The following is a 25,325-nucleotide window of genomic DNA, read 5'->3' on the forward strand; positions in this document are numbered from 1 at the left end:
GGAACGGGGAGAGGACGTACGGACAGGGGCTGTCTGGTCAGATCCGCTGCCACAGCGCGGGCACGTTCGGCGGCTGCCAGCCCGCCTGGGCCGTGTGGGCCTGGAGGCAGCGGTAGGTCGCGCCGCCGTACGTCACCGTGGCTCCGGCGGCGTACGCCGTGCCCGCGGCCCAGGTCCCGCCCGGCTCGGTCGGCGGGTCCGTCGGCTCGGTGGGCGGGTCGGTCGGGGTGCCGCTGGTCATCAGCGTCAGCCCGTAGACCTGGAGCGCGGCGTTCACCGGCTGGAAGTACGTCGTACCGCCTGACGAGCAGTTCCCGGAGCCGCCGGAGGTGACCCCCTGGGCCTGGCTGCCGGAGAGGAACGAGCCGCCGGAGTCACCGGGTTCGGCGCACACACTGGTGCGGGTCACCGGGGAGATGGTGCCCTCCGGGTAGGTGACGCTGGTGTTGCGCTGCTGGATGGTGCCGCAGTGCCAGCCGGTCGTCGATCCGGAGCGGCAGACCGAGGCGCCTTCGAGCATCTCGGTGGAGCCGGTGACGGTCACATCTCCCCTGCCGTAGCCGTTCACCAGGCCCCGCGGGGTCCAGGAGGAGTTGGTGGCGACCCAGGCGTAGTCCCGGCCGGGGAAGGTGGATGCCTGGAAGGAGCCCTGGGCCTGCTGGTTGACGCCGTTGGTGGTCGTGCCGGCCCTGCCGCAGTGCCCCGCGGTGACGAAGCCGTTCTGCGTACCGCGCTTGACGGGGAAGCCGATCGAGCAGCGGCCCGAGCCGTTCATGTAGTACGCGTCGCCGCCGCGCAGGTCCGCGAGGGCGCGGGGCCGCTCGGCGGACCGGTTGACCTTCACCAGGGAGCGGGAGACACCGGCGGCGTCGAGGAAGGCGCGCGCGGCCGAGGCGTCCGCGGCGTTGACGACGACCCGGTTGGTGCGCACGTCGACGTACCAGGAGGGCACGTTCCGCGGGGACTCGGCCCGTGCCACGCCGTCCAGCGCGGCCTTCGCGGCTTCGAGGCGGTCCAGGCTGTGGCCGACGACCTCGGCCTCGGCGCCCGCGGCGGTGATGCGTGCGGCCTCCGTGCTGTCGGTGGTGGCGACGGTGAGCGTGGCGCCGTCTCCGCTCACCCTGGCTCCGGCGAAGCTGGCGCCGAGGGACTTCTCCAGCCCGGCGGCGACGGCCGCGGCGCGGTACTCGTCGCCTATCCGGCTCTTCGCCTCCTTCTCGCTCAGGCCGAGATCGCGTCGCATGGCGTCGATCAGACCGGGTGACACCTGCTCGGCCGCGACCGCGGAGGGGGTGGCGGTGCCCGTCGGGTCGGCCGAAGCGGTTCCGGTCAGACCTGCGAGGGCGAGCGCTCCCACCGCCGCGGTGGCGGTACATGCGGCGAGTGCGCGTCTGCGGAGTGCGGTGGTGGTCTCCACGTAACTCTCCTTGGCGTGAGGGGTGTTGGGCTCCGGGCCGGGAACCCGGTCGGGGATTGCCGAAAACGTAGCCGCGCGCACGACGGCCGAGGAGATCCCGTCCGCCCCCTCACTTCGCGTTATGGGGCACCCCGGCGATCTCCCGCGCGGGACCGGAACTCCCTCCCGGAGGCCCGCTATAGGCTCCGCGCATGGCGACGCACGAGCACGAGATCACGGCACCCGTCGACCTCTGCGGGCCCGGGGGCCGGCTGAATCCGGCCGCTGTCGGGTGGTCCAGGAAGCCGCTGCACCGCGCCAACCTGCGGGGCTGGGGCCGGACGAAGCGGTGGGAGTACTGGTGCGTGACGACGCCCACCCATCTCGTGGCGCTGACCGTGAGCGACCTCGACTTCCTGGGCCTGAACACGGTCTACGTCCTCGAATACGGGCCCGGGGGCCGCGAGTTCGAGCGCACGGCGATCGTTCCCGGCGCCCGTGGCATCACCCTCCCGGAGGCCGTCGCCGGAGCACCGGGCTCCGCCGACGTGGTGGTGGGACCGGCCCGGCCGACCCGTGGCGCGGTGCGGATCGAGATCCGCGACGAGCCCGGGGGCACCCGGCTGCGGGCCCGTTGCCTGACCCCGGACCGGCAGCCGGTGGAGGTGGACCTGCTGGTCTCCCGCCCGGCCGGTCACGAATCGCTGTCGGTCGTCGTGCCCTGGAGCAGCACCCGTTTCCAGTACACGTCCAAGCAGACGGCGCTCCCCGCGACGGGCCGGGTCCGGATCGGCACCGACGTCCTGCCCTTCGCGGCGGAGGACACCTGGGCGGTCCTGGACCACGGACGCGGTCGCTGGCCGCGCTCGGTCGACTGGAACTGGGGCGCGGCCTCGGGCCGTACCGACGGCCGGACCGTGGGCCTCCAGTTCGGCGGGCGGTGGACGGCGGGCACCGGTTCCACGGAGAACGGGCTGTGCGTGGACGGCCGGCTCACCAAGATCGGCGAGGAACTGGCGTGGAACTGGTCCCCCGAGGACCTCCTCTCCCCCTGGACCGTGCGTACCCCGTCCTCGGACCAGGTGGATCTGGCCTTCACCCCGTTCCACAACCGCTCGACACGCACGGAGGCCGGACTGATCGCCAACCGCACCGACCAGTGCTTCGGCCACTACGACGGCCGTATCCGCACCGACGACGGCACCGAGATCGTCGTCGAACGGCTGCTGGGCTGGGCCGAGGACGTCCACATGCGCTGGTGACTCCCCCTCCGGCGGCGGCCCGGGTAGGTTCCCCTCATGCACACAGGCCAACCGCTGGGCTCAGGACGCACCGCCGATGTGTACGAGATCGACGAGTCCTGGGTCCTGCGCCGCTACCGCGACGGCACCGACGCCACGCCCGAACTGGCCGTCATGGCGTACCTCGCCGCCTCCGGATTCCCCGTCCCCCGCATAGGCCCGCCCGCCGGTCCCTCGATGCCGCTCTCCGATCTGGTCCTGGAGCGGCTGACCGGACCGACGATGGCCGAGGCCCTGCTCGCGGGCACGCTCAGCGGGCCGGAGGGTGCCGAGACGCTGGCCCGGCTCCTGCGCGAACTGCACACGATCCCGCCCCGGCTCTCCCACGACCCGGACGACCGGATGATCCATCTCGATCTGCATCCCGAGAACGTGATGCTGACGCCCGGCGGTCCGGTGGTGATCGACTGGAGCAACGCCTCGGAGGGCCCGCCGGAGCTGGACCGGGCCATGTCGTCCCTGATCCTGGCCCAGGTCTCGCTCGACCCCGCGTTCCCATCCGGGGACGCCGTCCGGGGGCTGCTCGGGGAACTGCTCGACCGGCTCGCCGAGGACGGCGGCGTACCCGCGGACGCCCTCGCCCGTGCCACAGCGCTCCGCGCATCGGACCCGTGCCTGACCGAAGGGGAACGGGCGGCGCTCGACGCGGCGGCGGAGCTGGTCGCCGCGGGGGCGGGCCTGGCCAGGGACTGAGCCGTCTGTCGAAGGACCAGACCCTAGGGTCCTAACCGCGCAGATAGGCCAGTACGGCGAGCACGCGTCGGTTCGTCTCGTCGGTCAGCGAGAGGTCGAGCTTCGTCAGGATGGAGCCGAAGTGCTTGCTGACGGTGCCCTCACTGACCGACATCGCCTGCGCCACCGACGCGTTCGAGCGGCCTTCGGCCATCAGCCCCAGCACCTCCTGCTCGCGTGCGGTGAGCCGGGACAGCGGATCGCGGCGGTGCCTGAGCAGTTGGCGTACGACCTCCGGATCGACCACGGTGGCGCCGTCGGCGACCCGCTGGAGCGCGTCGACGAACTCCTCCACGTTGCCGATCCGCTCCTTGAGGAGATAGCCGACGCCCGTGCCGTCGGAGGTGTCCAGCAACTCCTCGGCGTAGGCGCGCTGGACGTACTGACTGAGGACGAGGACGGGCAGCTGAGGCCGCGCCCCGCGCAGGGCGACGGCGGCCCGCAGCCCCTCGTCGGAGAATCCGGGCGGCATCCGCACATCGGTCACGACGATGTCCGGATCGTGTGCGCCGACCGCCGCGGTGAGCTCGTCGGCGGTGCCGACGCCCGCCACGACCTGGTGGCCGAACCGCTCCAGCAGACCGACGAGACCTTCCCGCAGGAGCACGCTGTCCTCGGCCAGCACGATGCGCAACATCAGATCCTCAGGGCGGAATCGGGTACGTCCAGCCGGAACACCGTCGGACCTCCGGGCGGGCTGGACAGTAGCAGGTGGCCGTCCAGCACCGAGATGCGGTCGGCCACGCCCTGGAGCCCCGTGCCGACGGCCGTGTCCGCACCGCCCGCCCCGTCGTCGCGCACCTCGACCACCAACACCCCTTCCACGACACGGCCGTTCACCCCGGCCCGGCTCGCCCCGCTGTGCTTGGCCACATTGGCGAGCGCCTCGCAGACCGCGAAGTACACAGCCGTCTCGACGTGTTCGGGGAGCCGCCCCGGCAGCTCGAACTCCACGTCGACAGGGACCGCCGACCGGTCCGCGAGGTCCTCGACCGCCGCCTGAAGACCGCGGTCGGTGAGCACCTGGGGGTGGATTCCCTGGATCAGTTCCCTGATCTCGACCAGCGCGGCCCGTGCCTCGTCGTGCGCCGTGGCGAGCAGACCCCCCAGCGGCTCGGCCGGGCTCTCCAGCCTGGCCAGGCCCAGTGTCATCGACAGGGCGACGAGCCGCTGCTGCGCACCGTCGTGCAGATCGCGCTCGATCCGCCGGCGCTCCGCCTCGAAGGCGTCCACCAACCGCATCCGCGACCGGCCCAGTTCCACGATCCTGGCATCGGTCCCGCTGCCGCCCGGAGCCAGCATCCACCGGGTCAGCGCGCCGCGCGCCGCGGCCACCAGCCCCACCGGGTAGGCGAACACCGGCAGCAGCAGGGCCCCGAGGAGCGCCACGGCGAACGCCTGCGGATACGTCTCCGCCAGCCCGAGCTTCAGTACGCGCACCTCCTCGCCCCCGGTGACCGCTGCCATCACGACCGGCGTCGCGAGCAGTCCCCCGCAGACCGCGATCACGGTCCCGGCCACCAGTGCCTCCAGGGGCCACAACACCCAGGCGACCAGCAGCGCGAAGCCCAGCTCCCGCCAGGTGGCGGGCTCCCGGAGCCGGGTCCGCACCCAGGCGGCCGGACCGGTGCGGTCCGGGTCGCGGTGCGGATCACCGATCGGAGCGGGGTCGACGAGCCGCAGCCGGCGGCGCTCCAGCGCGGCCACCGGTATGCCGGTGAGCACGAGCATCAGGAGCAGCGGAATGCCGATCAGTACGAGGGTCAGCGCACTGCCCACGACCGCCAGCAGCAGGACACAGCCGAGGACGGCCAGCCCGACGGGAACCCCCGTGAGGAGATAGAGCGCCGAACGCCACGGCCACCCGCCGAGGAGGTAGCGGGGCCGTCGGAGAGCCTGACCGATGCTGAGGGAGCGCATGAGCGCACGGTAGAAGGTGCTGGTCGCGGGCCACCACCCAGCTGGCTCCACCATCGGCCGGGAGCTGGGTGGGGTGGAGCTACCTCCACCCCCAGGACTCCTCCTCGCTGCGATGTGCGCGGCACGCGGCGTCGGTTGACTGATCCTCATGAATCAGCAACCAGCCGACAGCCCGCCGGCCGTGCGGCTCCGTTCGGTCACCCGCTCCTTCGGAAAGCCGGCCGACTCCGTCACCGCCCTCGACGACGTCAGCCTCACCATCCCCGGCGGCACCTTCACCGCCGTCATGGGACCTTCCGGTTCCGGCAAGTCGACGCTGCTGCAGTGCACGGCGGGGCTGGACCGGCCGACCTCCGGCCAGGTGTTCCTCGGGGACACGGACCTGACGGGGCTCAGCGAACGGAAGCTGACTCTGCTGCGCCGCGACCGCATCGGCTTCGTCTTCCAGGCGTTCAACCTGCTGCCCTCCCTCACGGCGGCGCAGAACGTCGCGCTCCCGCTGCGGCTGGCGGGCCGGCGGCCCGGGCGGTCCGAGGTGCGCGACGTACTGGAGCAGGTCGGTCTCGCCGACCGGGCCGGGCACCGGCCCGGCGAACTGTCCGGCGGCCAGCAGCAGCGTGTGGCCCTGGCCAGGGCCCTCGTCACCCGGCCCGAGGTGCTGTTCGGGGACGAGCCGACCGGGGCGCTCGATTCGCAGACCGGCAGGGAGGTGCTGACGCTGCTGCGTTCCATGGTCGACCGGGGGCAGACCGTGATCATGGTGACGCACGATCCGGTGGCCGCCTCGTACGCGGACCGGGTGGTGTTCCTGGCGGACGGGTCGGTGCGGGACGAGCTGCACGACCCGACCGCCGAACAGGTCGCGGCGCGCATGACCGCAGCGGCGGTGGTCCCGTGCTGAGCCTCGCTCTGCGCTCGATGCGGACCCGGTGGGTCACGTTCATCGGCTCCTTCGTCGCCCTGGCTCTGGGAGTCGGGCTGATCGCCACCACGGGGATGGCGCTCGCGGCGACGTTCGGCGCCCCGGAGCGCGAACCCGAACGGTTCGCCGGGGCCCCGGTCGTGGTGCGGGCGTCCGACACCCTCCGGGTCGCGACGCCGATCGGTGAACGTACCCAGCGACTGGCCGACCCCCGGCCGGTGCCCGCCGGCCTGGCCGCCCGGCTCGCCTCGCTGGGACGCACCACGCAGGACCGGACGTTCCACGTGAAACTGGACCGGGGCGACGGCCAGGACGAGGCCGTCGGCCACCCCTGGTCGATCGCCGCCGCCACCCCGTACCGGCTCTCCTCGGGCCGCGCCCCCCGGGCCGCCCACGAGATCGTCGTGGCGACGGGCTCCGCCGGCGGCCCGCGCACCGGCGACCGTGTCGAGGTCGCCACGGCCACCCGGCACACGCCCGGGGCCGTCTCCACGCGGACGGTCGTCGGCACCGTGCCGGCCACCGGCTTCGAGAGCGCCGTCTTCTTCAGCGACGCCGAGGCGGCCCGCATCTCCCCGCCGGTCGACGCGGTGGTGGTGCACGCGGACCCGGCCGCGGTCCGCGCCCTGGTCGGGGCGGCCCCCGGCATGACGGTCCTCACCGGTGACGAACGGCGCAGGGCCGACCCCGATCCCGACCGGGACAGCGAGGCGCTCGTCGCCGTCAACGCCATGCTCGGCACGGCGGCCGGCATCACCGGCTTCGTCTCGGTGTTCGTCGTCGCGTCGACGTTCTCGTTCACCGTGGCCCAGCGGCGGCGCGAATTCGGGCTGCTCCGCACGGCCGGCGCCACACCGGGGCAGGTACGGCGCATGGTGGTCGCCGAGGCAGGCGTCATCGGTGTGCTCGCGTCGGCCGCGGGCTGCCTGCTCGGCGACGCCGCGGCGCCCCGGCTCGCCTCCTGGATGACCGGTGCGGGGATCGCGCCGTCCTGGTTCGCCGTCGGTGACGTGACGTGGCCCCTGCACGCGGCCTTCTGGACGGGACTGTTCGTCGCGATGGCGGGCGTGGTGGTCTCCTCCCACCGGGCGGGACGCATCGGCCCCACGGAGGCGCTCCGCGAGTCCGCCGTCGACAGCCGGACGATGCCGCCGAGCCGGCTCCTGACGGGCTCCGCCGTCCTGCTGACCGGCCTGGGACTGCTCGCCTGGGCGCTGGTCACCGATCCGGGGGACGTACTGAAGCGGAAGACGTACATCCTCCAGCCCATGTGGCTGATCGTCGGCTTCGCCCTGTTCGCCCCGCTCCTGGTCCGCCCGCTGACCCGACTGCTGACCTGGCTGCCCGCCCGGCTCCCCGGCGCCACGGGCCTGCTGGCCCGGCAGAACGCCTCCACCGCGGTACGCCGCACGGCGGCCGTCGCGGCGCCGGTCCTCATCACCGTCGCCCTGGCCGTCTCCCTGCTCGGCACGGTGGCCACCGTCAACGGGGCCAAGGCCGCCGAGGCGGCGGCGCAGACCGGCGCGGACTGGGTGGTGTCGGCGGGCGAGGGCCGCGCACTGGACCCGCGCTTCGTGGACCGCGCCCGGACCATCCCGGGAGCGGTGACCAGCGCCTCGCGCTCCACCGCGGTCACCGTCCTCGAAGAGGGCACCGCCCTCATCAGGTCCGAGGCCCGAGCCGTCGACCCGGCAGCCCTGGCCCGGATCGGCCGTCCGCCCCTCGTCTCCGGAAGCCTCACCGACCTCGACGACGACTCCATCGTCGTCAACGAGGAGTGGGAGACCCGGACCGTGGGACAGCGGGTGAGCGTCTGGCTCGGCGACGGCCGCAAGGTGTCGCTGCGCATCGCCGCGGTCCTGCGGGTCGGCACCGGCTCCAACGGCGTGTACGTGACCCCGAAGAACGCCGCCGGGGCCGGAATCGACCGTCTCGACGTCGGGCTCCGTACGGGAGCGGACCGTTCGGCCACCGCCGCCCTCCTCGCGAAGGCCGGCCGGGCAACCTCCACCCCGGTCCTCACGAAGGACGCCTGGGTGACCGCGCACTACCCCCGCACCAGCGAGAACACCCGTATGGGCATGTTCCTGATCCTCGGCATCGCCCTGCTGTACACGGGCATCGCGCTGGCCAACACCCTGGTGATGGCCAGCGCGGACCGGGTCCGCGACCTCGCGGTGCTCCGCCTGACGGGCGCCACGAAACCGCAGGTCCTGCGGCTGATCGCCGTCGAGGCCCTGGTGGTCGTCGCCGTGGGCGCCGTCCTGGGCGGTGCGGTCGCCGCCCTCAACCTCCTCGGCGTCAAGGGCGCACTGGAGCTGCTCTGCGTGAGCTCACCGGTGATCGTGCCCTGGGGAACCGTGGGCACGCTCCTGGCCGCGAGCGCGGCCCTCGCCACGGTCTCCGCCGTCCTCCCGGCCCTGGCGGCCCTGCGCACCCGGCCGGTCGAGCTGGCCGGCATGCGCGAATGAACCGGTGCCGGCCGTCAGTCTCCGGTCACGACGGGAAGTTCCGAGGGAAGGCCCCACTCGCTCCACGACCCGTCGTACACGGACAGGCCGCGATACCCCGCCAGTTCGGCGCCCAGCGCGAGTACGCAGGCGGTGACCCCCGAACCACAGCTGAAGACCAGCCTCTCCCGCTCCCCCACGAGCCCCTCGAAGGCCGCCCGCAGTTCCGCGGCCGGCAGCATCCGCCCGTCACGCCGGAGCTCGGCGAAAGGCAGGTTGACCGCGCCGGGCATATGGCCGCCGCGCAGCCCGGCACGAGGCTCCGGGGCCGTACCGGCGAACCGCTCCCGGGCCCGGGCGTCGAAGACGACGGCGCCCGGGTCGGCAAGGGCCGCCAGGACCTCACCGCTCCCGACCACGAACCCGGCGCGCGGCCGGGCGGTGAAGTCACCCACCGGAACCTCGGGCGCGGGCCCCCCGCGCTCCAGCGGCAGTCCGGCGGCGGTCCAGGCGGGCAGCCCGCCGTCGAGCACGGCGACCCGGTCGAAGCCCATCGCGCGCAGCATCCACCAGGCGCGGGCACTGGAGTAGATGCCCGCCCCGTCGTAGACGATCACGGTGTCGGAGTCATGGACGCCCAGCACCCGCATCTCCCGGGCGAAGGCGTCCGCGCCGGGCATGGTGTGGGGCAGCGGCCCGGAGTGATCGGACAGCGCACCGTCGATATCGAAGACCCGCGCCCCCGGAATCCGCCACTCCGCCCCCCGGTCGGCACCCACGGAGGCATCGAGCACCACGACTCCCGGACGGCCGAGCCGCTCCCCGAGCCACTCGGCACCGACCAACGGGCCGGGAAGGACTCCCGGCAGCTCCCGCACACCCACGATTCCTCCCACCCCTCAGCCCTCCGGCCAAGTCCATCGCAGCACACAAAAGCCCCAGGTCAGCGATGAACTGACCTGGGGCTTCTCTGAGCCGCCTTCGGGATTCGAACCCGAGACCTACGCATTACGAGTGCGTTGCTCTGGCCAACTGAGCTAAGGCGGCACGCCCTGTCGCACCATAGTGCGATCAGCAGCGGGCCCAAGTCTACACAGTTTCCGGGGGTGCTCCGTACAGGGCGCCGCCGGAGGCGTATCCGCAGGTCAGGGGCGGGTCAGGAGCACTTCTTGCCCTCTGCGGGCGGGGTTCCCTCCAGCAGGTACGTGTTGATCGCCGTGTCGATGCAGTCGCTTCCCCGGCCGTACGCGGTGTGGCCGTCGCCCTCGTAGGTGAGGAGGGTGCCGGAGGAGAGCTGGTCCGCGAGCGACTCGGCCCACTTGTACGGCGTCGCGGGGTCCCGGGTGGTGCCGACCACGACGATCGGGGCGGCGCCCTTCGCCTCGGTGCGGTGGGGGGTGCCGGTGGCGTCGACGGGCCAGTAGCCGCAGTTCAGGGCCGCCCAGGCGAAGCCCTTGCCGAAGACCGGGGACGCCTCCTCGAAGCTGGGAACGGACTTCTGGACGTCGGCGGGGGCGTCGAAGGCCGGGGGCAGATCGAGGCAGTTCACGGCCGCGTTCGCGTACATCAGGTTGGCGTAGGTGCCGTTCGGCTCGCGCTCGTAGTAGCTGTCGGCGAGTGCCAGGAGACCCGAGCCGTCGCTGCGCAGGGCACCCGCGAGGGCCTCGCGGAGCTGCGGCCAGGCCGCCTCGTCGTACATGGCGGCGATCACCCCGGTCGTGGCCAGCGACTCGGTCAGCTTCCGGCTCTCGCCGGTCGGGATGGGCTTGGCGTCCAGATCGGCGAAGAGCTGCTTGAGCGCGGTGGCCGCCGCGTCCGCGGTCGTGGTGCCGAGCGGGCAGTCCTCCTTCTTCACGCAGTCCGCGGCGAAGGACTGGAACGCCGCCTCGAAGCCCGCGGTCTGGTCGCGGTTGATGTCGATGGCGGGAAGGGACGGGTCCATCGCGCCGTCGAGGACCAGCCGGCCCACCCGGTCCGGGAAGAGATCGGCGTACGTCGCCCCGAGGAAGGTGCCGTAGGACGCCCCGACGTAGTGCAGCTCCTTGTCGCCCAGGAGGGAGCGCAGGATGTCCATGTCACGGGCCGTCTCGACCGTGGAGACGTGCGGGAGGATCCTCTCGGAGCGCTTCTCGCAGCCGTTGGCGAACTTCTCGAAGGCACCGCTCAGCTCGGTGATCTCGGCGTCGTCGTCGGGGGTCTGATCGACCTGGGTGTAGGCGTCCATCTCCTTGCCCGTCAGACACTCGACGGGCTCGCTGCGGGCCACTCCCCGCGGGTCGATGGCCACCATGTCGTAGCGGGCGCGGACCGGAGCCGGGTAGCCGATGGCCGCGTACCCCTGGAGGTAGCCGATGGCCGAACCGCCCGGGCCGCCCGGATTCACCAGGAGCGAGCCGATCCGCTTGCCCGGTCCGGTGGCCTTCTTGCGGGAGACGGCCAGCTTGATGTCCCCGTCGTCGGGGTTCCCGTAGTCCAGCGGCGCCTTCATCGTGGCGCACTGGAAGCCCTCCACGCCGCAGTCGCGCCAGTTCAGCTTCTGCGCGTAGTACGGCTCGAGGTCCTTGGGGGCCGCGGCTCCGGCGGCCGACGCACTCGTCGTCGACGTTCCGCTGCTGCAGCCGGAGACGAGGAGGCCGGCAGTGCCGAGCGCGGTGGCGAGGATGCGGAGCAGGCGCCTGGTGTCCATCCCCGGAGCGTAGTCGCCGGGTGACGACTCGTCCGATTCCCTGCTCATTCGGGTGAATACCCCGCCCCACCTGCCCAGCTGCGTCAGCCGGCCCGGAGCGCCATCGTCATCGCCTCCACCGCGAGCAGCGGCGCCACGTTGCGGTCGAGTGCCCGACGGCAGGCGATGACCGCCTCGATCCGGCGCAGGGTGCGCTCGGGGGTCGACGACCGGGCGATCCGGTCGAGCGCGTCCCCCGCGTCGACGTTGGCGATCGCGATCCGGGAACCGAGCTGGAGCGCCAGCACGTCGCGGTAGAAGCCGGTCAGATCGGTGAGCGCCAGATCGAGGCTGTCGCGCTGCGAACGGGTCTTGCGGCGCTTCTGCCGGTCCTCCAGCTCCTTCATCACCCCTGCCGTGCCCCGGGGCATCCGGCCCCCGGCGACCGCGCCGAGCGCCGCCTTCATGTCGTCGGTCTCCTTGACGTCCACCTCGTCCGAGACCTGCTTGGCTTCCTCGGACGCGGTGTCGATCAGCTCCTGAGCAGCCTTCAGGCAGCCGCCGACGTCGTCGATCCGGAGCGGGAGCTTGAGCACGGCGGCACGGCGGGCCCTGGCCCGCTCGTCCGTGGCCAGCCGACGGGCCCGGCCGATGTGGCCCTGGGTCGCGCGGGCCGCCGACGCGGCGCGCTCGGGATCGATGCCGTCCCGCCGGATCAGCACGTCGGCGACGGCGTCGACCGGCGGTGTGCGGAGCGTGAGATGGCGGCAGCGGGAGCGGATCGTCGGCAGGACGTCTTCCAGGGACGGTGCGCAGAGCAGCCACACCGTGCGGGGAGCGGGCTCCTCCACGGCCTTCAGCAGGACGTTGCCCGCTCCCTCGGTCAGACGGTCGGCGTCCTCCAGGACGATGACCTGCCAACGGCCGACGGCCGGGGAGAGCTGGGCGCGGCGGACCAGGTCGCGGGTCTCCTTCACACCGATGGACAGCAGGTCGGTGCGGATGATGTCGACGTCGGCGTGCGTACCGATCAGGCTGGTGTGGCAGCCGTCGCAGAAGCCGCAGCCGGGAATGCCGCCGAGGGCCCGGTCAGGACTGGTGCACTGGAGCGCGGCGGCGAAGGCGCGGGCGGCGGTGGACCGCCCGGACCCGGGCGGTCCGGTGAACAGCCAGGCGTGGGTCATCTTCGAGCCCGGGGGTACCGGCTCACCCGTGGAAATGGCGGTGACCAGCGCATCGGCGTCCCGGGCGGCGGCAGCGAGCTGCTCCTGGACCCGGTCCTGTCCGACGAGGTCGTCCCATACGGTCATGGGTCATCGCCCTTCCGGTGCTGTGGTGGTGCGGTGAGCCGCGGACTCGGGATGTTCCGCGGCCTGGGGTCGAGCCGGATTCCCATTGTGGGGGAAGGCTCTGACAATCCACGCTTTCCGGCCTCCGGGACGAGCGGGCTCCCCGGACGCCGCCGCCGTCACGCGCGACCGGCGGGCCCGGAGTTCCGGGCCCGCCGGTCGCGCGGTCGGGTGGAGCGGGCGGTCAGCCGCGCGGACGGCGGCCCCGGCCGGACTGGCCCGGGTCCTCGTCGTGGCCGCCGAGCAGCTCGTCGGCCAGGGACGGCAGGTCGTCCAGCGGCGTCTCCTCGGCCCAGTCGGGACGGGGGCGCTTCTGGCGGGCCTGACGGTCGTAGGCGTCCTGGGCGGCCCGGGGGTCGTCGCCGATCTGCGGCAGCTCGCGCGTGCGCTCGTTCTCGCTCTCCGGGGCGCGCGCGGCGGGGCGCTCGTCACGGAAGATGCCCGGCGGCACCCGGTCGGACGGCGCCTCGTCCCGTACGGGAGGCAGGACCGTGGTCTCGTCCGCGTCCCTCGCCGGGCGGCGCCCGGCCGGATCGTCCACCCGCGGCAGCATGGTCGTCTCGGCGTCGTCGGCCGCGGAACCCGAACGGGGGGAGCGGTCGGAGCGCGGACGGTCGGGCTGCGCCACCGGCGAAGGCACCGGCTGAGTCACCTCGTTCGCCCCGACGATCGGCGTCGGCACCGTGAGCTCGTTGTCCGGAACGGACGGCCCGGACTGGCCGGACGACGAGGGCGACTCGGACGCGGACCACGCGGACCGCTCCGACTCCGCCGCGGCGGCAGCCGCAGCTGCGGCCTCCGCCTCGGCCTCGGCCCGGGCGGCGGCCTCGGCCTCCGCCTGACGCCGTGCCTCCTCGGCCCTCAGCAGCGCCTCTTCCGCCTTGCGCTGCTTCTCCAGACGCCGCGCCTCCGCCTCCTTGCGCAGCCGCGCCTCTTCCTCGGCCTGCCTGCGGAGGCGTTCCTGCTCGGCCTCGCGCACCCGCTCCTCGGCCTCGCGCCTGGCCCGCTCCTCCTCGGCGAGACGGCGGGCTTCCTCGGCCCGCTGCCGGGCCTCCTCGGCCTGCCGTTCGGCCTCGCGCTGCCGGGCCTCCTCCAGCTCGCGGCGCTTGCGCTCCTCCTCCTCGGCACGGAGCCTGGCGAGCTGTTCCTGCCGCTCGCGCTCCAGCCGCTCCTCCTCGGCCTTCCGGGCCGCCTCTTCCTCGGCCTTGCGCCGGGCCTCCTCCTCGGCCGCCCTGCGCGCCTCCTCCTGGGCCTTGATCTCGGCCTCGGAGAGCGGAAGGAGCCGGTCGAGCCGGTGGCGTACGACGGTGGTGATCGCTTCCGGTTCCTGGCCCGCGTCCACCACCAGGTAGCGGACCGGATCGGCCGCCGCGAGGGTGAGGAAGCCGGAACGCACCCGTGCGTGGAACTCCGGCGGCTCCGACTCCAGGCGGTCCGGCGCCTCGGTGAACCGCTCGCGCGCGGTCTCGGGGTCCACGTCCAGCAGGACCGTCAGGTGCGGCACGAGACCGCTCGTGGCCCACCGGGAGATCCGGGCGATCTCGGTCGGGGACAGGTCGCGGCCCGCACCCTGGTAGGCGACGGACGAGTCGATGTACCGGTCCGAGATGACGATCGCACCGCGTTCCAGCGCCGGACGCACGACCGAGTCGACGTGCTCGGCACGGTCGGCGGCGTACAGCAGGGCCTCGGCCCGGTTGGAGAGCCCGGCCGACGACACGTCGAGCAGGATCGAGCGCAGCCGCTTGCCGACCGGGGTCGCTCCCGGCTCGCGCGTCACGACGACCTCGTGGCCCTTCGCCCGGATCCACTCGGCGAGTGCCTCGACCTGGGTGGACTTGCCGGCTCCGTCGCCGCCCTCCAGGGCGAGGAAGAAACCGGTGGCGGCGGGCGCGACCGTCGGGTCGCCCCCGCGCACGGCCTCACGCAGATCGCGCCGCAGCGGCACACCCGAACGGTCGTCGGTCCTGGCGAGCAGAACCGCGGCGACGGGCAGCAGCAGTGCGCCGATGAGCATCAGCGCGAACGCGGCCCCGCCGTGCGCGAAGACGAAGTCACCGGAGCCCAGACGGTGCCGGCCGATGGCCGCGGCGAGCAGCGGGCCGCCCACGGCACCGAGTGCGATGAGCACCCGGACGACGGCCTGGAGGTGTTCGGTGGTCCTGGCCTGCCGGAACTCCTCGGTCTCCTGGTCGATGAGCGTGTGCCCCGTGGCGGCGGCGACCCCGGCCGCGTAACCGGCGAGGAGGGCGAGGAGCAGTCCGGTCGCGGTGTCGGGCACCAGGCCGAGGGCGAGGAGCGCGACTCCGGTGACGGCGGTGGAGAAGGCCAGCAGGCGGCGCCGCGACAGGGTGGGCAGCACCTTCTGAGCGGTACGGATACCGAGTCCGGTGCCGCCGGTCAGCGCCAGGATCAGCAGCGCGAACGTGGCGGGGCCGCCGCCCAGGTCGAGCGCGTGCAGGACGGAGACCGCCGCCGCGGCGGCGATCGCCCCGGCGACCGCGGCGCAGGCGCCGACGACCAGTGGAACCGTGCCGGTGCGGCCCTTGTCGGGTCCCGTGCCGGTGGCCGGACGGCGCAGGCCCTCCAGGGGCGAGCGCGGGCGGGGAGTCGGGGTGCCGGGCAGTTCGAGGAAGTACAGGGTCGAGATCGAGGCGGAGAAGAGTCCGGCCGCGACGTACGAGCCGAGTGCCGCCTGGTGGAACGAGAACCAGTCGAGTCCCGCGCCGAGCAGGTTGCCGACCAGGGTCGCGATCAGCAGGGCCGCCGCAGCGGCGGGGATCGCCAGGAAGTCGGTACGCAGCGAGAGCCTGCGCAGCGCGTCGAGGTGGTCGGGCAGCGGGCGCACGGCCGCGCCCTCGGCGGGCGGGGCGGGCAGCAGCGCGGGGGCCGCGCTCTCCTTCGCGACCGTCCACAGCCGCTCACCGACGCCGGTGACGAAGACGGTGATCAGGATCATCATGAGTGCCTTGTCCGGCATCCAGTCGATCCAGAGCGGTGCGACGACCAGCAGGGCGAGCCGCAGCCCGTCCGCGCCGATCATCAGCCATCGCCGGTCCACCGGCCCGCCCGGGGCCGTGAGCGACGTCAGTGGCCCCAGGAGTACGGCTCCGAAGAGCACCGTGGAAATAATCCGGGCGCCGAACACGGCGGCGACGGCGAAGGCCGCCCCCCGGTATCCGGCTCCGAATGAGCCCTCCAGGACCGCTGCTTGCAGCGACAACAGCACCAGCACGAGAAGGGCGAGTGCATCGCCGATACTGCCGACGAGCTGGGCGCTCCACAACCGCTTCAGCGGGGGAACACGCAACAATGCTCGTACGGCGCGCTCGCGTGAGTCTGCGGCAAGTGTGTCGGAGGTGGGGCTCACGACCGTTGGCTGCTCGGCTCGCGTCATCCGCCCAGCCTATCCGGAGCGGTGCCGTCACTGTCGGCCCCATCCGAACATACGGCCGCCGGGGGTGGGTGCGGGCGCCCGCGGAGGGCCCTTCCCCCTGCCCGCCCCCTCCCGGAACCGGGGCGGAGAACGACGGAACGGCGGGGCCCGAAGGCCCCGCCGTTCCCGTGTGTGCGGCCGGTCAGTCCTCCGTGGAGGCCGAGGAGGTCGCCTTCTTCGCCGCCGTGGCCTTCTTGGCCGTCGTCGTCTTCTTCGCCGTGGTCGTCTTCTTGGCGGCCGTCTTCTTCGCCGCCGTGGCCTTCTTCGCCGTCGTCGTCTTCTTCGCCGTGGCCTTCTTCGCCGGGGCCTTCTTCGCCGTCTTCTTCTTGGCGGGACCCTTGGCGCGCTTCTCGGCCAGCAGCTCGTAGCCGCGCTCCGGCGTGATGTCCTCGACGCTGTCGTCGGTCCGCAGCGTCGCGTTCGTCTCGCCGTCCGTGACGTACGCGCCGAAGCGGCCGTCCTTGACGACCACCGGGGCCCCGCTCACCGGGTCGGTGCCCAGTTCCTTGAGCGGCGGCTTGGCGGCTGCCCGGCCGCGCTGCTTGGGCTGGGCGTAGATCGCCAGGGCCTCTTCGAGCGTGATGTCGAAGAGCTGGTCCTCGGAGGTCAGGGACCGCGAGTCCGTGCCCTTCTTCAGATACGGGCCGTAGCGGCCGTTCTGCGCGGTGATCTCGACACCCTCGGCGTCCTCGCCGACCACGCGCGGCAGCGACATCAGCTTGAGCGCGTCGGCCAGCGTCACCGTGTCCAGCGCCATCGACTTGAAGAGCGAAGCCGTCCGCGGCTTCACCGCGTTCTTGCCGGTCTTCGGGGTGCCCTCGGGCAGCACCTCGGTGACGTACGGACCGTAGCGCCCGTCCTTGGCGATGATCTGGTTCCCGCTCACCGGGTCGGCGCCGAGCTCGAAGTCGCCGCTCGGCTTCGCCAGCAGCTCCTCCGCGTGCTCCACGGACAGCTCGTCGGGTGCCATGTCCTCGGGCACGTCGGCGCGCTGGTGGCCCTCGGAGTCCTTCTCGCCGCGCTCGATGTACGGGCCGTAGCGCCCGACACGCAGCACGATGCCGTTGCCCACGGGGAACGAGGAGATCTCGCGGGCGTCGATCGCGCCGAGGTCCGTGACGAGTTCCTTCAGACCACCGAGGTGGTCGCCGTCGCCGTTGCCCGCGTCGGAGGCGGCGCCGGCACCGGCCGTGGCCTCGCTCGCACCGAAGTAGAAGCGCTTCAGCCACGGCACGGACTGCGCCTCGCCCCGCGCGATGCGGTCGAGGTCGTCCTCCATACGGGCCGTGAAGTCGTAGTCGACCAGCCGGCCGAAGTGCTTCTCCAGCAGATTGACCACGGCGAAGGAGAGGAACGACGGGACGAGCGCCGTGCCCTTCTTGAAGACGTAGCCGCGGTCCAGGATCGTGCCGATGATCGACGCGTACGTCGACGGGCGGCCGATCTCGCGCTCTTCGAGCTCCTTGACCAGCGATGCCTCGGTGTAGCGGGCGGGCGGCTTGGTGGCGTGGCCGTCGACCGTGATCTCGTCGGCGGACAGCGCGTCGCCCTCCGCGACCTGCGGCAGACGCCGCTCGCGGTCGTCGAGCTCGGCGTTCGGGTCGTCGGCTCCTTCGACGTACGCCTTCATGAAGCCGTGGAAGGTGATCGTCTTGCCGGAGGCCGAGAACTCGGCGTCCCGGCCGTCGCTCGCCCGGCCGCCGATCTTGACGGTGACCGAGTTACCGACGGCGTCCTTCATCTGGGAGGCGACGGTCCGCTTCCAGATCAGCTCGTACAGACGGAACTGGTCACCGGTGAGACCGGTCTCGGCAGGGGTGCGGAAGCGGTCGCCCGAGGGACGGATCGCCTCGTGCGCCTCCTGCGCGTTCTTGACCTTGCCGGCGTACGTGCGCGGCTTGTCCGGCAGGTAGTTCGCTCCGTACAGCTGCGTGACCTGCGCCCGCGCCGCGGAGATCGCGGTGTCGGAGAGGGTCGTGGAGTCCGTACGCATATAGGTGATGAAGCCGTTCTCGTACAGCTTCTGCGCGACCTGCATCGTGGCCTTGGCCCCGAAGCCCAGCTTGCGGCTGGCCTCCTGCTGGAGGGTGGTCGTACGGAACGGCGCGTACGGCGAACGGCGGTACGGCTTCGACTCGACGGAGCGGACCGCGAACGTGGAGTCGGCGAGCGCCGCGGCCAGGGCGCGGGCGTTCGTCTCGTCCAGGTGCAGCGTCTGGCCGGAGGCGGACTTGAGCTGCCCGTCGGGACCGAAGTCGCGACCCTGGGCGATCCGGCGGCCGTCGACCGCGCTGAGGCGGGCGGTGAGCGTCGACGGGTCGGAGGCGTCACCGGTACGGCCGGTGGCGAAGGTGCCGGTCAGGTCCCAGTACTCGGCGGAACGGAAGGCGATGCGCTCGCGCTCCCGCTCGACGACGAGGCGGGTCGCGACGGACTGGACACGGCCGGCCGAGAGGCGCGGCATGACCTTCTTCCAGAGGACCGGGGACACCTCGTAGCCGTAGAGGCGGTCGAGGATACGGCGGGTCTCCTGGGCGTCGACCATGCGCTGGTTGAGCTCGCGCGGGTTGGCGACGGCGGCCCGGATCGCGTCCTTGGTGATCTCGTGGAAGACCATCCGGTGGACCGGGACCTTGGGCTTCAGGACTTCCTGGAGGTGCCACGCGATGGCTTCGCCCTCGCGGTCCTCATCGGTGGCGAGGAAGAGTTCGTCGGACTCGGCCAGCAGCTGCTTGAGCTTCCTGACCTGGGCCTTCTTGTCGGCGTTGACGACGTAGATGGGCTGGAAGTCGTTCTCGACGTCCACCCCGAGACGCCGTACCTCACCGGTGTACTCGTCCGGCACCTCGGCGGCGCCGTTCGGGAGGTCGCGGATGTGCCCGACGCTCGCCTCGACGACGTATCCGGGGCCGAGATAGCCCTTGATCGTCTTCGCCTTGGCAGGCGACTCGACGATGACGAGTCGGCGGCCGCCCTGTGCGGTCTCGCTGGTCGGGGACAACTTCGCTCTTCTCTCCGGTCGGCACTCAGTGGGCATCCGGGCAGCGCAGTGACGCTGCCCGCGGTGCTGTCGCTGCGGAGTGTGACGGTACAACCCGCCCCCGTGTCAAACGGCAAAAGCCCGCAACGGCCACTCGAACGGTAACCCGACTTCCGCCATTCCTGCCGCCCGGACCGCCCGGTCCGCAGTGCGCACGCCTCCTGCCTGCGTGTTTCGGGATGCCGTCGAGGCGCCTTCACGGAGGGTGCCGGTGCTGCCCTGTCCGGGATCAGCCCCTGCTGGGGGTGGGAATCAGACGCGGGTGAAGCACCAGACGCCGACCACGAGGAACGTTGCGCCGAAGAGCGTGGCGAGAGCGGTGGAGGCGACGGGGCTCACACCGTGAGCCACCGGCGCGCGGTGCAGGGTGCGCGCCCCCGTCCAGATCAGGAGCGCGGCGCCGAACAGTGCGAATGCCGTACCGGCGAAGACCGCGGTGACGCTCTCCATGTCCGTACCCCTCAAACTCACTCGTCGTCGTGATGCCGCCCGGGCGTGGCCGGGAGGGCCCGCGGCCCGGCAGGGGGAGGCTGCCACGCCGGAGCGTCGCCGACACGAACCCTGGGTGAACAGCACTCCCCCGGCCCCGCGCCGCCGCCCGTCCCACGTCGCATGGCCCCACGCCTCACCTCGCGTGTCGCATCACGTGTCGCGTCACGTGTCGCGTCACGTGTCGCGTCACGTGTCGCGTCACGTGTCGCGTGTCGCGTCACGTGTCACATCACGTCGAGGGTCGCGCGTCGCCGGCTGCCGCGTTCGAACAGCGCCAGGAGGGCCACGGCGAGCAGCGCGTACCCGGCGCCGACCGTCAGTTCCGCACCGAGCAGCCCCGTGTCGAGAGCTCCGCCCGCCGACAACTGCCGGGCCGCGTCCGCCGCGTGGGTCAGCGGGAGTACGTCGCCGAGGGCGCCCATCCACGCGGGGAGCTCGGTCCGAGGCACGTTCGCCCCGGTCAGCAGGAGCAGTACGGAACAGGCCACATTCGAGACCAGGAAGACATCACGGAAGCGCAGCCCGAGCGCACCAAGGGCGAGCCCGAACGCGGAGCAGGCGGCGCAGGCCGCGAGCAGCACCGCCGCGAGCCCGGGGACGGACCCGAGCGGAATCCGCAGACCCAGCAGGAGGGATGCCACGGTGAGGGTGAAGACGCTGATGAGAAGCCCGTTGAGTACATAGGGCAGGGCTCGGCCGAACCAGAGCGGAGCGCGGCGGCGGGGGCTGAGAAGGACCGCGCCGAGCGTGCCGAAGCGGCGCTCGTTGGCGATGGCCATCGTGCCTCCGTAGACGCAGGCGGTCGAGGAGGCGAGCACCGCGTTGCCGATCAGATAGAAGCGGTCGTCCGCCACCCCGAGCTCGCGCCCGAGGAAGACGAAGAACAGCAGTTGCAGCAGCGGTCCGGCCAGCAGCGTGCCGATGAACATGGGCGGTGTCGTCCAGTTGAACAGGGCTCGGTAGGAGAGGGCACCACCGAGGACGACAAGTCGTGCCGTACGGAGGGGTCCCGAGGCGGAGGCCGTGGCGGGAGCGGGGACTGACGAGGGCATGCGGGGGCTCCTGGAGATCCTGAATCGCCCGGTCATCAGGCGAGCGAGAGGGTGGCGGCGGCCCGGGCGCGGCGTTCGACCCGGCCGAGGACCAGCACCGCGAGCAGGCAGTAGAGCCCGCCGAGGGCGAGGGCCGTGCCCATCGGGACGAGCACCTGGGATACGGCGGGCCCGCCCGAGGTCGCCGCGTGCACCGCCCGGGAACCCCAGGTGGTGGGCAGCGCCCAGGAGATCGGCCTGGTCCAGTCCGGCAGAACGCGGATGGGAACGAGCATTCCGGACAGCAGCCAGACGGGTGCGTCCAGCGGGTTGGCGAGCGCGTTCGCGTTGCGCAGCAGGACGAACGTCGCGGCCAGGAGCAGCCCCATCATGCCGAGCGACAGCACGCATACGGGCACGGCGACGAGGAAGAGCAGCGGGTGCGCGAAGTCCAGCGGCACGCCGAAGAGCACGGCACCCCAGAGGACCGTCGCGCCCATGGAGTAGGTCCCGATGACGGCCGTGGCCAGCGTGATCGGCAGCAGGACGAGGGAGAGCGGGGACGTCGAGGCGACCAGCGTCTCCAGAGTGCCGAGCCAGCGCTGGTTCTGCACGGCGCCGCCGGAGCCGAAGAGCACCGAGGTCCAGATGCCCATCAGCCCCGCGCCGACGGCGGCGGTGAGCAGCCGGTCGGGGTCGTCGGCGGCCCGGAAGAGATAGACGGCGAGGGTCGCGTACACGAGCGGCAGGAGGACGGCGAAGGTGATTTCGAGCGGTGACCGGCTCATGTACAGGACATGGGTGCGCACACCGACGACGATCAGCCGCAGAGCCCGGCGGGGGCTCGTTCCGTTTCTCATACCCTGGCCTCCTGTTCGCCCGCCGTGGTCTTCTGCTCGTCCAGGGGGCCGGCCTCCGGTTCCGGGCCGCTCGCCTCCTCGACGATCGCGATGTAGGCGTCCTCCAGGGTCGGTTCGCGGGTGACGACCCGTCCGACCCTGATGCCGTCGAGCGCCGCCAGTACACCGGCGTGCAGGCCGGCGCCCCGCTCCGTCTGCACGATGACGGCCTGCCCGCTTCCCCGTTCCTCCGCGGCCACACCCCGCACGCCGGGCAGGGCCCGGATGCGGTCGAGGTGCTCCTCGGCGGCCCCGTACGCCTCGATCTCCAGGACATCGCGGTCCTGGACCCGCGACTTGAGCCGGTCCGGGGTGCCCAGGGCCCGGATCGTGCCGCCCGCGATCACCGCGATCCGGTCGCACAGCTCGTCGGCCTCGGCCATGTAATGGGTGGTCAGCAGCACCGTGGTGCCACCCGCCCGCAGGTCGGCGACGGTACGGCGCAGATCGCGGGCCGCCACCGGGTCGACGCCGATGGACGGCTCGTCGAGGAAGAGGACATCGGGCCGGTGCAGCAGGCCGCGGGCGATGTGCAGGCGCTGGCGCATGCCGCGCGAGTAGCCCTCGACCCGCTCCTTCTCCCGGCCCCTGAGCCCCACCAGGTCCAGCAGTTCGCCGATCCGGGCCTTCTGTTCGCGGGGCTCGACCCCGTACAACTCCGCGAAGTAGCGCAGGTTGTCGAGGGCCGAGAGCCGGTCGTACAGACCCCGGTCGCCCCCGAAGACGTACCCGATCCTGCGGCGTACGGCCACGGGGTCGGTGGCCACGTCGTGGCCCAGCACCTTCGCGGTGCCGGAGGTCGGCAGCAGAAGGGTGTTGAGCATCTTGATGGTCGTGGTCTTGCCCGCGCCGTTGGGCCCGAGCAGTCCGAAGAGCTCGCCGCGCGCCACCTGGAAACTGACACCGCGTACGGCCTCGGTCTCGGTGCGGCGCGGGCGCAGGAAGCCCGTGCGGGCGGTGTAGGTGCGGCGGAGATTCTTCGCCTCGATCGCAAGCATGGCGGCGACGCTAGAGCCGCAGCCGCGGCCCGGCCATCAATTCGGGGGCCGCCGAATCGTCGGCGCACGGCGCCGCGCTCAGGACACCGCGCGCAGGACGTCCTCCCCCGACAGCAGCGCGAGCAGGGCCCGTCCCGTGTCGGTGAGTTGGTAGTACACGCTGCGGCCGACCCGGTGCCGGGTCACGACGTCCGAGTCGGCGAGGACCGACAGGTGCTCGGAGACCGTGCTCGGCGCGAGGCCCAGCCGGTCGGATATCCCGGCCGTGGTGAGCGGTGCGCCGAGCTGGCGCAGGACGGATGCCCGGCCCCGCCCGAGCAGCAGACCGAGCCGGTCGCCGCTGCCGTCCGCAGGTTCGGCGGGCCGCTCGCGCAGTGCGGCCGCGCCCCTGGCCTGGAAGGAGATGGTCAGGACCTCGGGGTCGTCGGTGGAGTAGAGCCGGCAGCCCTCGGCGAAGACGAGGGGGACGAGCAGCAGCCGCCGCTCACCGGCCCGGTAGTCGGCGTCGATGTGCTTGGTCAGCTCCAGGACGGGCGGTGTCCACCTGGCCCGTGACTCCAGCCCGGCGAAGAGCGCGTCGACGCCCTCGGTCGCGAAGGTCCGTGCCCGGATGAGGACCTCGTCCTCCACGAGCCGGCGCATGGTCGGCCAGTGCTGCTCCATCGCGCCCTCCCAGTACGCCGCGTACGCGTCCGCGAGCGCGGCGCAGGCGGCCTCGGGGTCATCGAGATACGGGCGTACCCAGGGGTGCCCGGCGAGGTCCGCGTAGTGCTCGGTGATCCCGGCCCGTACGACGTCGGCGGGCGTGTCCCGGACGACGTCGAGCTCCGCCTCGATCGACGAGGCGCCGCACGGCTTCGGCACCAGGAAGTCGGGGAAGGCGTTCGGGCCGTCGATCAGGAGGCGCAGGGGGTGGGTCCGGTCGTCCTCGCGCAGGACCTCCCGGGCCCGGCCCACCCACGACTCGTACGGCCAGGACGGCGTCCTGTGCGGACCGGCCAGATGGATGCTGCAGAAGGTGTCCCACAGCGGGCTTACGGCGATCCGGGTCGCGCCGAGCGAGGCTTCGTCCAGCTCTATACGGATCACCGGCGCTCCCGTTCCGTCGCGCGGGCCGGGTGCACGCCACCCGCGCGGGCAGGGCCTACGGCGCTCGCGCGGAGCCCGGCGGCGCTCACACGCTGCCCCGTACGGGTTCCAGGAAGCCCTCCTCCACCAGCAGCCGGATCGCCTGCGGGGTCCGGTCGCGCAGCAGCACCGGGTCCTCGGACATCAGCTGCGCGATGGCATCGAGAATCCGGCCCGCGGGAAGCGATCCGTCGCACACGCCGGCGAATCCGGCCCCTACGGCGTCGACCTTCGTGGCACGGCGCATCCCGCGGTGCTGGCGCAGCACCACGTGCTCGGGGTCCTCCGCGCCGGGCAGTCCGACCTGCTCCTGCACGACCTCGGCGGCCAGCGTGAACCGGCCCGCCAGAAGCGCCGCGTCGTCCTGCTGCCTGAGGTAGTCCTGGCGGGCGAAGTGGGCCTCGATCGCAGGGCCGAGCGGCTGCTCCACCGGGTGCGGCCACTCCTCGATCACGATCGACGGCTCGGCCGCACCGGTCTTCCTGAGGGTGATCCAGCCGAAGCCGACCGCCTTCGTCCCGCGTGCCTCGAACTCGTCGAGCCATGCCTCGTACCGCGCGGCGTACTCGGCGGGGTCCGAACGGTGGTCGCCGCTGTCGCGCAGCCACAGCTCCGCGTACTGCGTGACGTCCTGCACCTCCCGCTGCACGATCCAGGCGTCGCAGCCGCGCGGCACCCACGTGCGCAGCCGGTCCTGCCACTCCTCGCCCTCCACGTGCTGCCAGTTGGCGAGGAACTGGGCGTAACCCCCCTCGTTCAGCCGGTCGCCTGCCTGCTGCACCAGGGTCCGGCACAGGTCGTCGCCGCCCATGCCGCCGTCGCGGTACGTCAGCCGGGCGCCCGGAGAGATCACGAACGGGGGGTTGGAGACGATCAGGTCGAACGTCTCCCCGGAGACCGGCTCGAAGAGGGACCCCTCGCGAAGGTCGGCGGGGGCGGCGCCGGACAGGGCGAGGGTGAGCCGGGTGAAGTCCAGGGCCCGCGGGTTGAGGTCCGTGGCCGTGACACGCGTCGCGTGCTGGGCGGCGTGCAGCGCCTGGATACCGGAACCGGTGCCCAGGTCCAGTGCGGATCCCACCGGCTCGCGGACGGTGATTCCGGCGAGCGTGGTCGACGCCCCGCCGACGCCGAGGACGACGCCCTCCTCGTGCGAACCGATGCCGCCGGCCCCGCCGACGGCGCAGCCGAGATCGGACACGATGAACCAGTCCTGGCCCTCCGGTCCGCCGTACGGCCGGACGTCGACGGTCGCCCGCACCTCGTCCCCGTCACGGCTCAGCCAGCCGTCCTCGACGCACTCCTCCACGGGAAGCGCCGCGCGGGCCCGCTCGTACGGGACGGGGCGCTGGAGAAGGAAGAGCCGCACCAGCGTGTCGAGCGGCGAATCGCCCCGGGTCGCCCGCAGTGCGGGGACCGTTTCGCTGCGGGCGAGCGCGGCATAGGCGGACGCGCCGAGCCGGTCGAGGAGCCCGTCCGCGGTGAAGGCGGCGGAGAGCAGGGCTTCGCGGAGCGCGGGGATACGGTCGGATGCGGGAAGGCTGGGCGTACTCACCCGCCCATTGTGTC

18 protein-coding genes and 1 tRNA gene are annotated in these 25,325 nt (G+C 72.6%); 4 read left to right on the plus strand and 15 right to left on the minus strand.

Annotation, left to right across the window (positions count from 1 at the left end):
- Positions 1-37: 37 nt before the first annotated feature.
- Positions 38-1,417, minus strand: coding sequence for a carbohydrate-binding protein (locus OG230_RS16100; protein ID WP_328910907.1), 1,380 nt, complete (start codon positions 1,415-1,417; stop codon positions 38-40).
- Positions 1,418-1,608: 191 nt separating this feature from the next.
- Between OG230_RS16100 and OG230_RS16105 the strand changes: the two genes are divergently transcribed.
- Positions 1,609-2,658, plus strand: a complete 1,050-nt coding sequence (locus OG230_RS16105) for a DUF2804 domain-containing protein (RefSeq protein ID WP_328910908.1) — start codon at positions 1,609-1,611, stop codon at positions 2,656-2,658.
- Positions 2,659-2,694: 36 nt separating this feature from the next.
- The gene (locus tag OG230_RS16110; protein WP_328910909.1) at positions 2,695-3,390 is read left to right on the plus strand and encodes a phosphotransferase; all 696 of its coding nucleotides are present in this window, start codon (positions 2,695-2,697) and stop codon (positions 3,388-3,390) included.
- A gap of 31 nt (positions 3,391-3,421) precedes the next feature.
- Here OG230_RS16110 and OG230_RS16115 read toward each other — a convergent pair whose 3' ends face one another.
- Together OG230_RS16115 and OG230_RS16120 are read right to left on the minus strand one after the other, a co-directional pair.
- On the minus strand, positions 3,422-4,066 hold the full coding sequence (locus OG230_RS16115) for a response regulator transcription factor (protein ID WP_328910910.1): 645 nt from the start codon (positions 4,064-4,066) through the stop codon (positions 3,422-3,424).
- Positions 4,066-5,349: a sensor histidine kinase gene (locus OG230_RS16120; protein ID WP_328910911.1), complete on the minus strand. Its 1,284-nt coding sequence runs from the start codon at positions 5,347-5,349 to the stop codon at positions 4,066-4,068. Before OG230_RS16120 ends, OG230_RS16115 begins: the two co-directional genes overlap by 1 nt.
- A 148-nt stretch (positions 5,350-5,497) precedes the next feature.
- On the opposite strand from OG230_RS16120, the gene OG230_RS16125 reads away from it, so the two are divergent.
- Together OG230_RS16125 and OG230_RS16130 are read left to right on the plus strand one after the other, a co-directional pair.
- Positions 5,498-6,250 (plus strand): ABC transporter ATP-binding protein, encoded by a 753-nt coding sequence (locus OG230_RS16125; protein WP_328910912.1) that lies wholly within the window; start codon positions 5,498-5,500, stop codon positions 6,248-6,250.
- The gene (locus OG230_RS16130; protein ID WP_328910913.1) at positions 6,244-8,742 is read left to right on the plus strand and encodes an ABC transporter permease; all 2,499 of its coding nucleotides are present in this window, start codon (positions 6,244-6,246) and stop codon (positions 8,740-8,742) included. Before OG230_RS16125 ends, OG230_RS16130 begins: the two co-directional genes overlap by 7 nt.
- Positions 8,743-8,756: 14 nt before the next feature.
- Here the strand turns inward: OG230_RS16130 and OG230_RS16135 are convergent, their stop codons facing one another.
- The 12 genes from OG230_RS16135 to OG230_RS16190 all read right to left on the minus strand — a co-directional run bounded on the left by OG230_RS16135 (position 8,757) and on the right by OG230_RS16190 (position 25,311).
- The gene (locus OG230_RS16135; protein WP_328910914.1) at positions 8,757-9,605 is read right to left on the minus strand and encodes a sulfurtransferase; all 849 of its coding nucleotides are present in this window, start codon (positions 9,603-9,605) and stop codon (positions 8,757-8,759) included.
- An 89-nt stretch (positions 9,606-9,694) separates the two neighbouring features.
- Positions 9,695-9,768: transfer RNA gene (locus tag OG230_RS16140), tRNA-Thr, on the minus strand.
- A 109-nt stretch (positions 9,769-9,877) separates the two neighbouring features.
- On the minus strand, positions 9,878-11,407 hold the full coding sequence (locus tag OG230_RS16145; protein WP_328910915.1) for an alpha/beta hydrolase: 1,530 nt from the start codon (positions 11,405-11,407) through the stop codon (positions 9,878-9,880).
- A gap of 83 nt (positions 11,408-11,490) precedes the next feature.
- On the minus strand, positions 11,491-12,696 hold the full coding sequence (locus tag OG230_RS16150) for a DNA polymerase III subunit delta' (protein WP_328910916.1): 1,206 nt from the start codon (positions 12,694-12,696) through the stop codon (positions 11,491-11,493).
- A 223-nt stretch (positions 12,697-12,919) separates the two neighbouring features.
- Complete coding sequence (gene tmk, locus OG230_RS16155) at positions 12,920-16,132, minus strand: dTMP kinase (RefSeq protein WP_328910917.1); 3,213 nt, start codon at positions 16,130-16,132, stop codon at positions 12,920-12,922.
- Positions 16,133-16,313: 181 nt separating this feature from the next.
- Positions 16,314-19,172 carry a type I DNA topoisomerase gene (gene topA / locus OG230_RS16160; protein WP_328910918.1) on the minus strand — a complete coding sequence of 953 codons (2,859 nt, stop codon included), beginning with the start codon at positions 19,170-19,172 and terminating at the stop codon, positions 16,314-16,316.
- Positions 19,173-19,463: 291 nt separating this feature from the next.
- Positions 19,464-19,661, minus strand: a complete 198-nt coding sequence (locus OG230_RS16165) for a hypothetical protein (protein ID WP_328910919.1) — start codon at positions 19,659-19,661, stop codon at positions 19,464-19,466.
- A 266-nt stretch (positions 19,662-19,927) separates the two neighbouring features.
- Positions 19,928-20,755, minus strand: a complete 828-nt coding sequence (locus OG230_RS16170) for an ABC transporter permease (protein WP_328910920.1) — start codon at positions 20,753-20,755, stop codon at positions 19,928-19,930.
- A gap of 35 nt (positions 20,756-20,790) precedes the next feature.
- The gene (locus OG230_RS16175; protein WP_328910921.1) at positions 20,791-21,594 is read right to left on the minus strand and encodes an ABC transporter permease; all 804 of its coding nucleotides are present in this window, start codon (positions 21,592-21,594) and stop codon (positions 20,791-20,793) included.
- Positions 21,591-22,631, minus strand: coding sequence for an ABC transporter ATP-binding protein (locus OG230_RS16180; RefSeq protein WP_328910922.1), 1,041 nt, complete (start codon positions 22,629-22,631; stop codon positions 21,591-21,593). The genes OG230_RS16175 and OG230_RS16180 overlap by 4 nt, the downstream gene beginning before the upstream one ends.
- 78 nt (positions 22,632-22,709) lie before the next feature.
- The gene (locus OG230_RS16185) at positions 22,710-23,720 is read right to left on the minus strand and encodes a helix-turn-helix domain-containing protein (protein WP_328910923.1); all 1,011 of its coding nucleotides are present in this window, start codon (positions 23,718-23,720) and stop codon (positions 22,710-22,712) included.
- 85 nt (positions 23,721-23,805) lie between these two features.
- Positions 23,806-25,311 (minus strand): DUF7059 domain-containing protein, encoded by a 1,506-nt coding sequence (locus tag OG230_RS16190; protein ID WP_328910924.1) that lies wholly within the window; start codon positions 25,309-25,311, stop codon positions 23,806-23,808.
- Between the last annotated feature and the right edge of the window lie 14 nt (positions 25,312-25,325).

This window comes from Streptomyces sp. NBC_00234, from assembly GCF_036195325.1.
Lineage (GTDB): Bacteria > Actinomycetota > Actinomycetes > Streptomycetales > Streptomycetaceae > Streptomyces.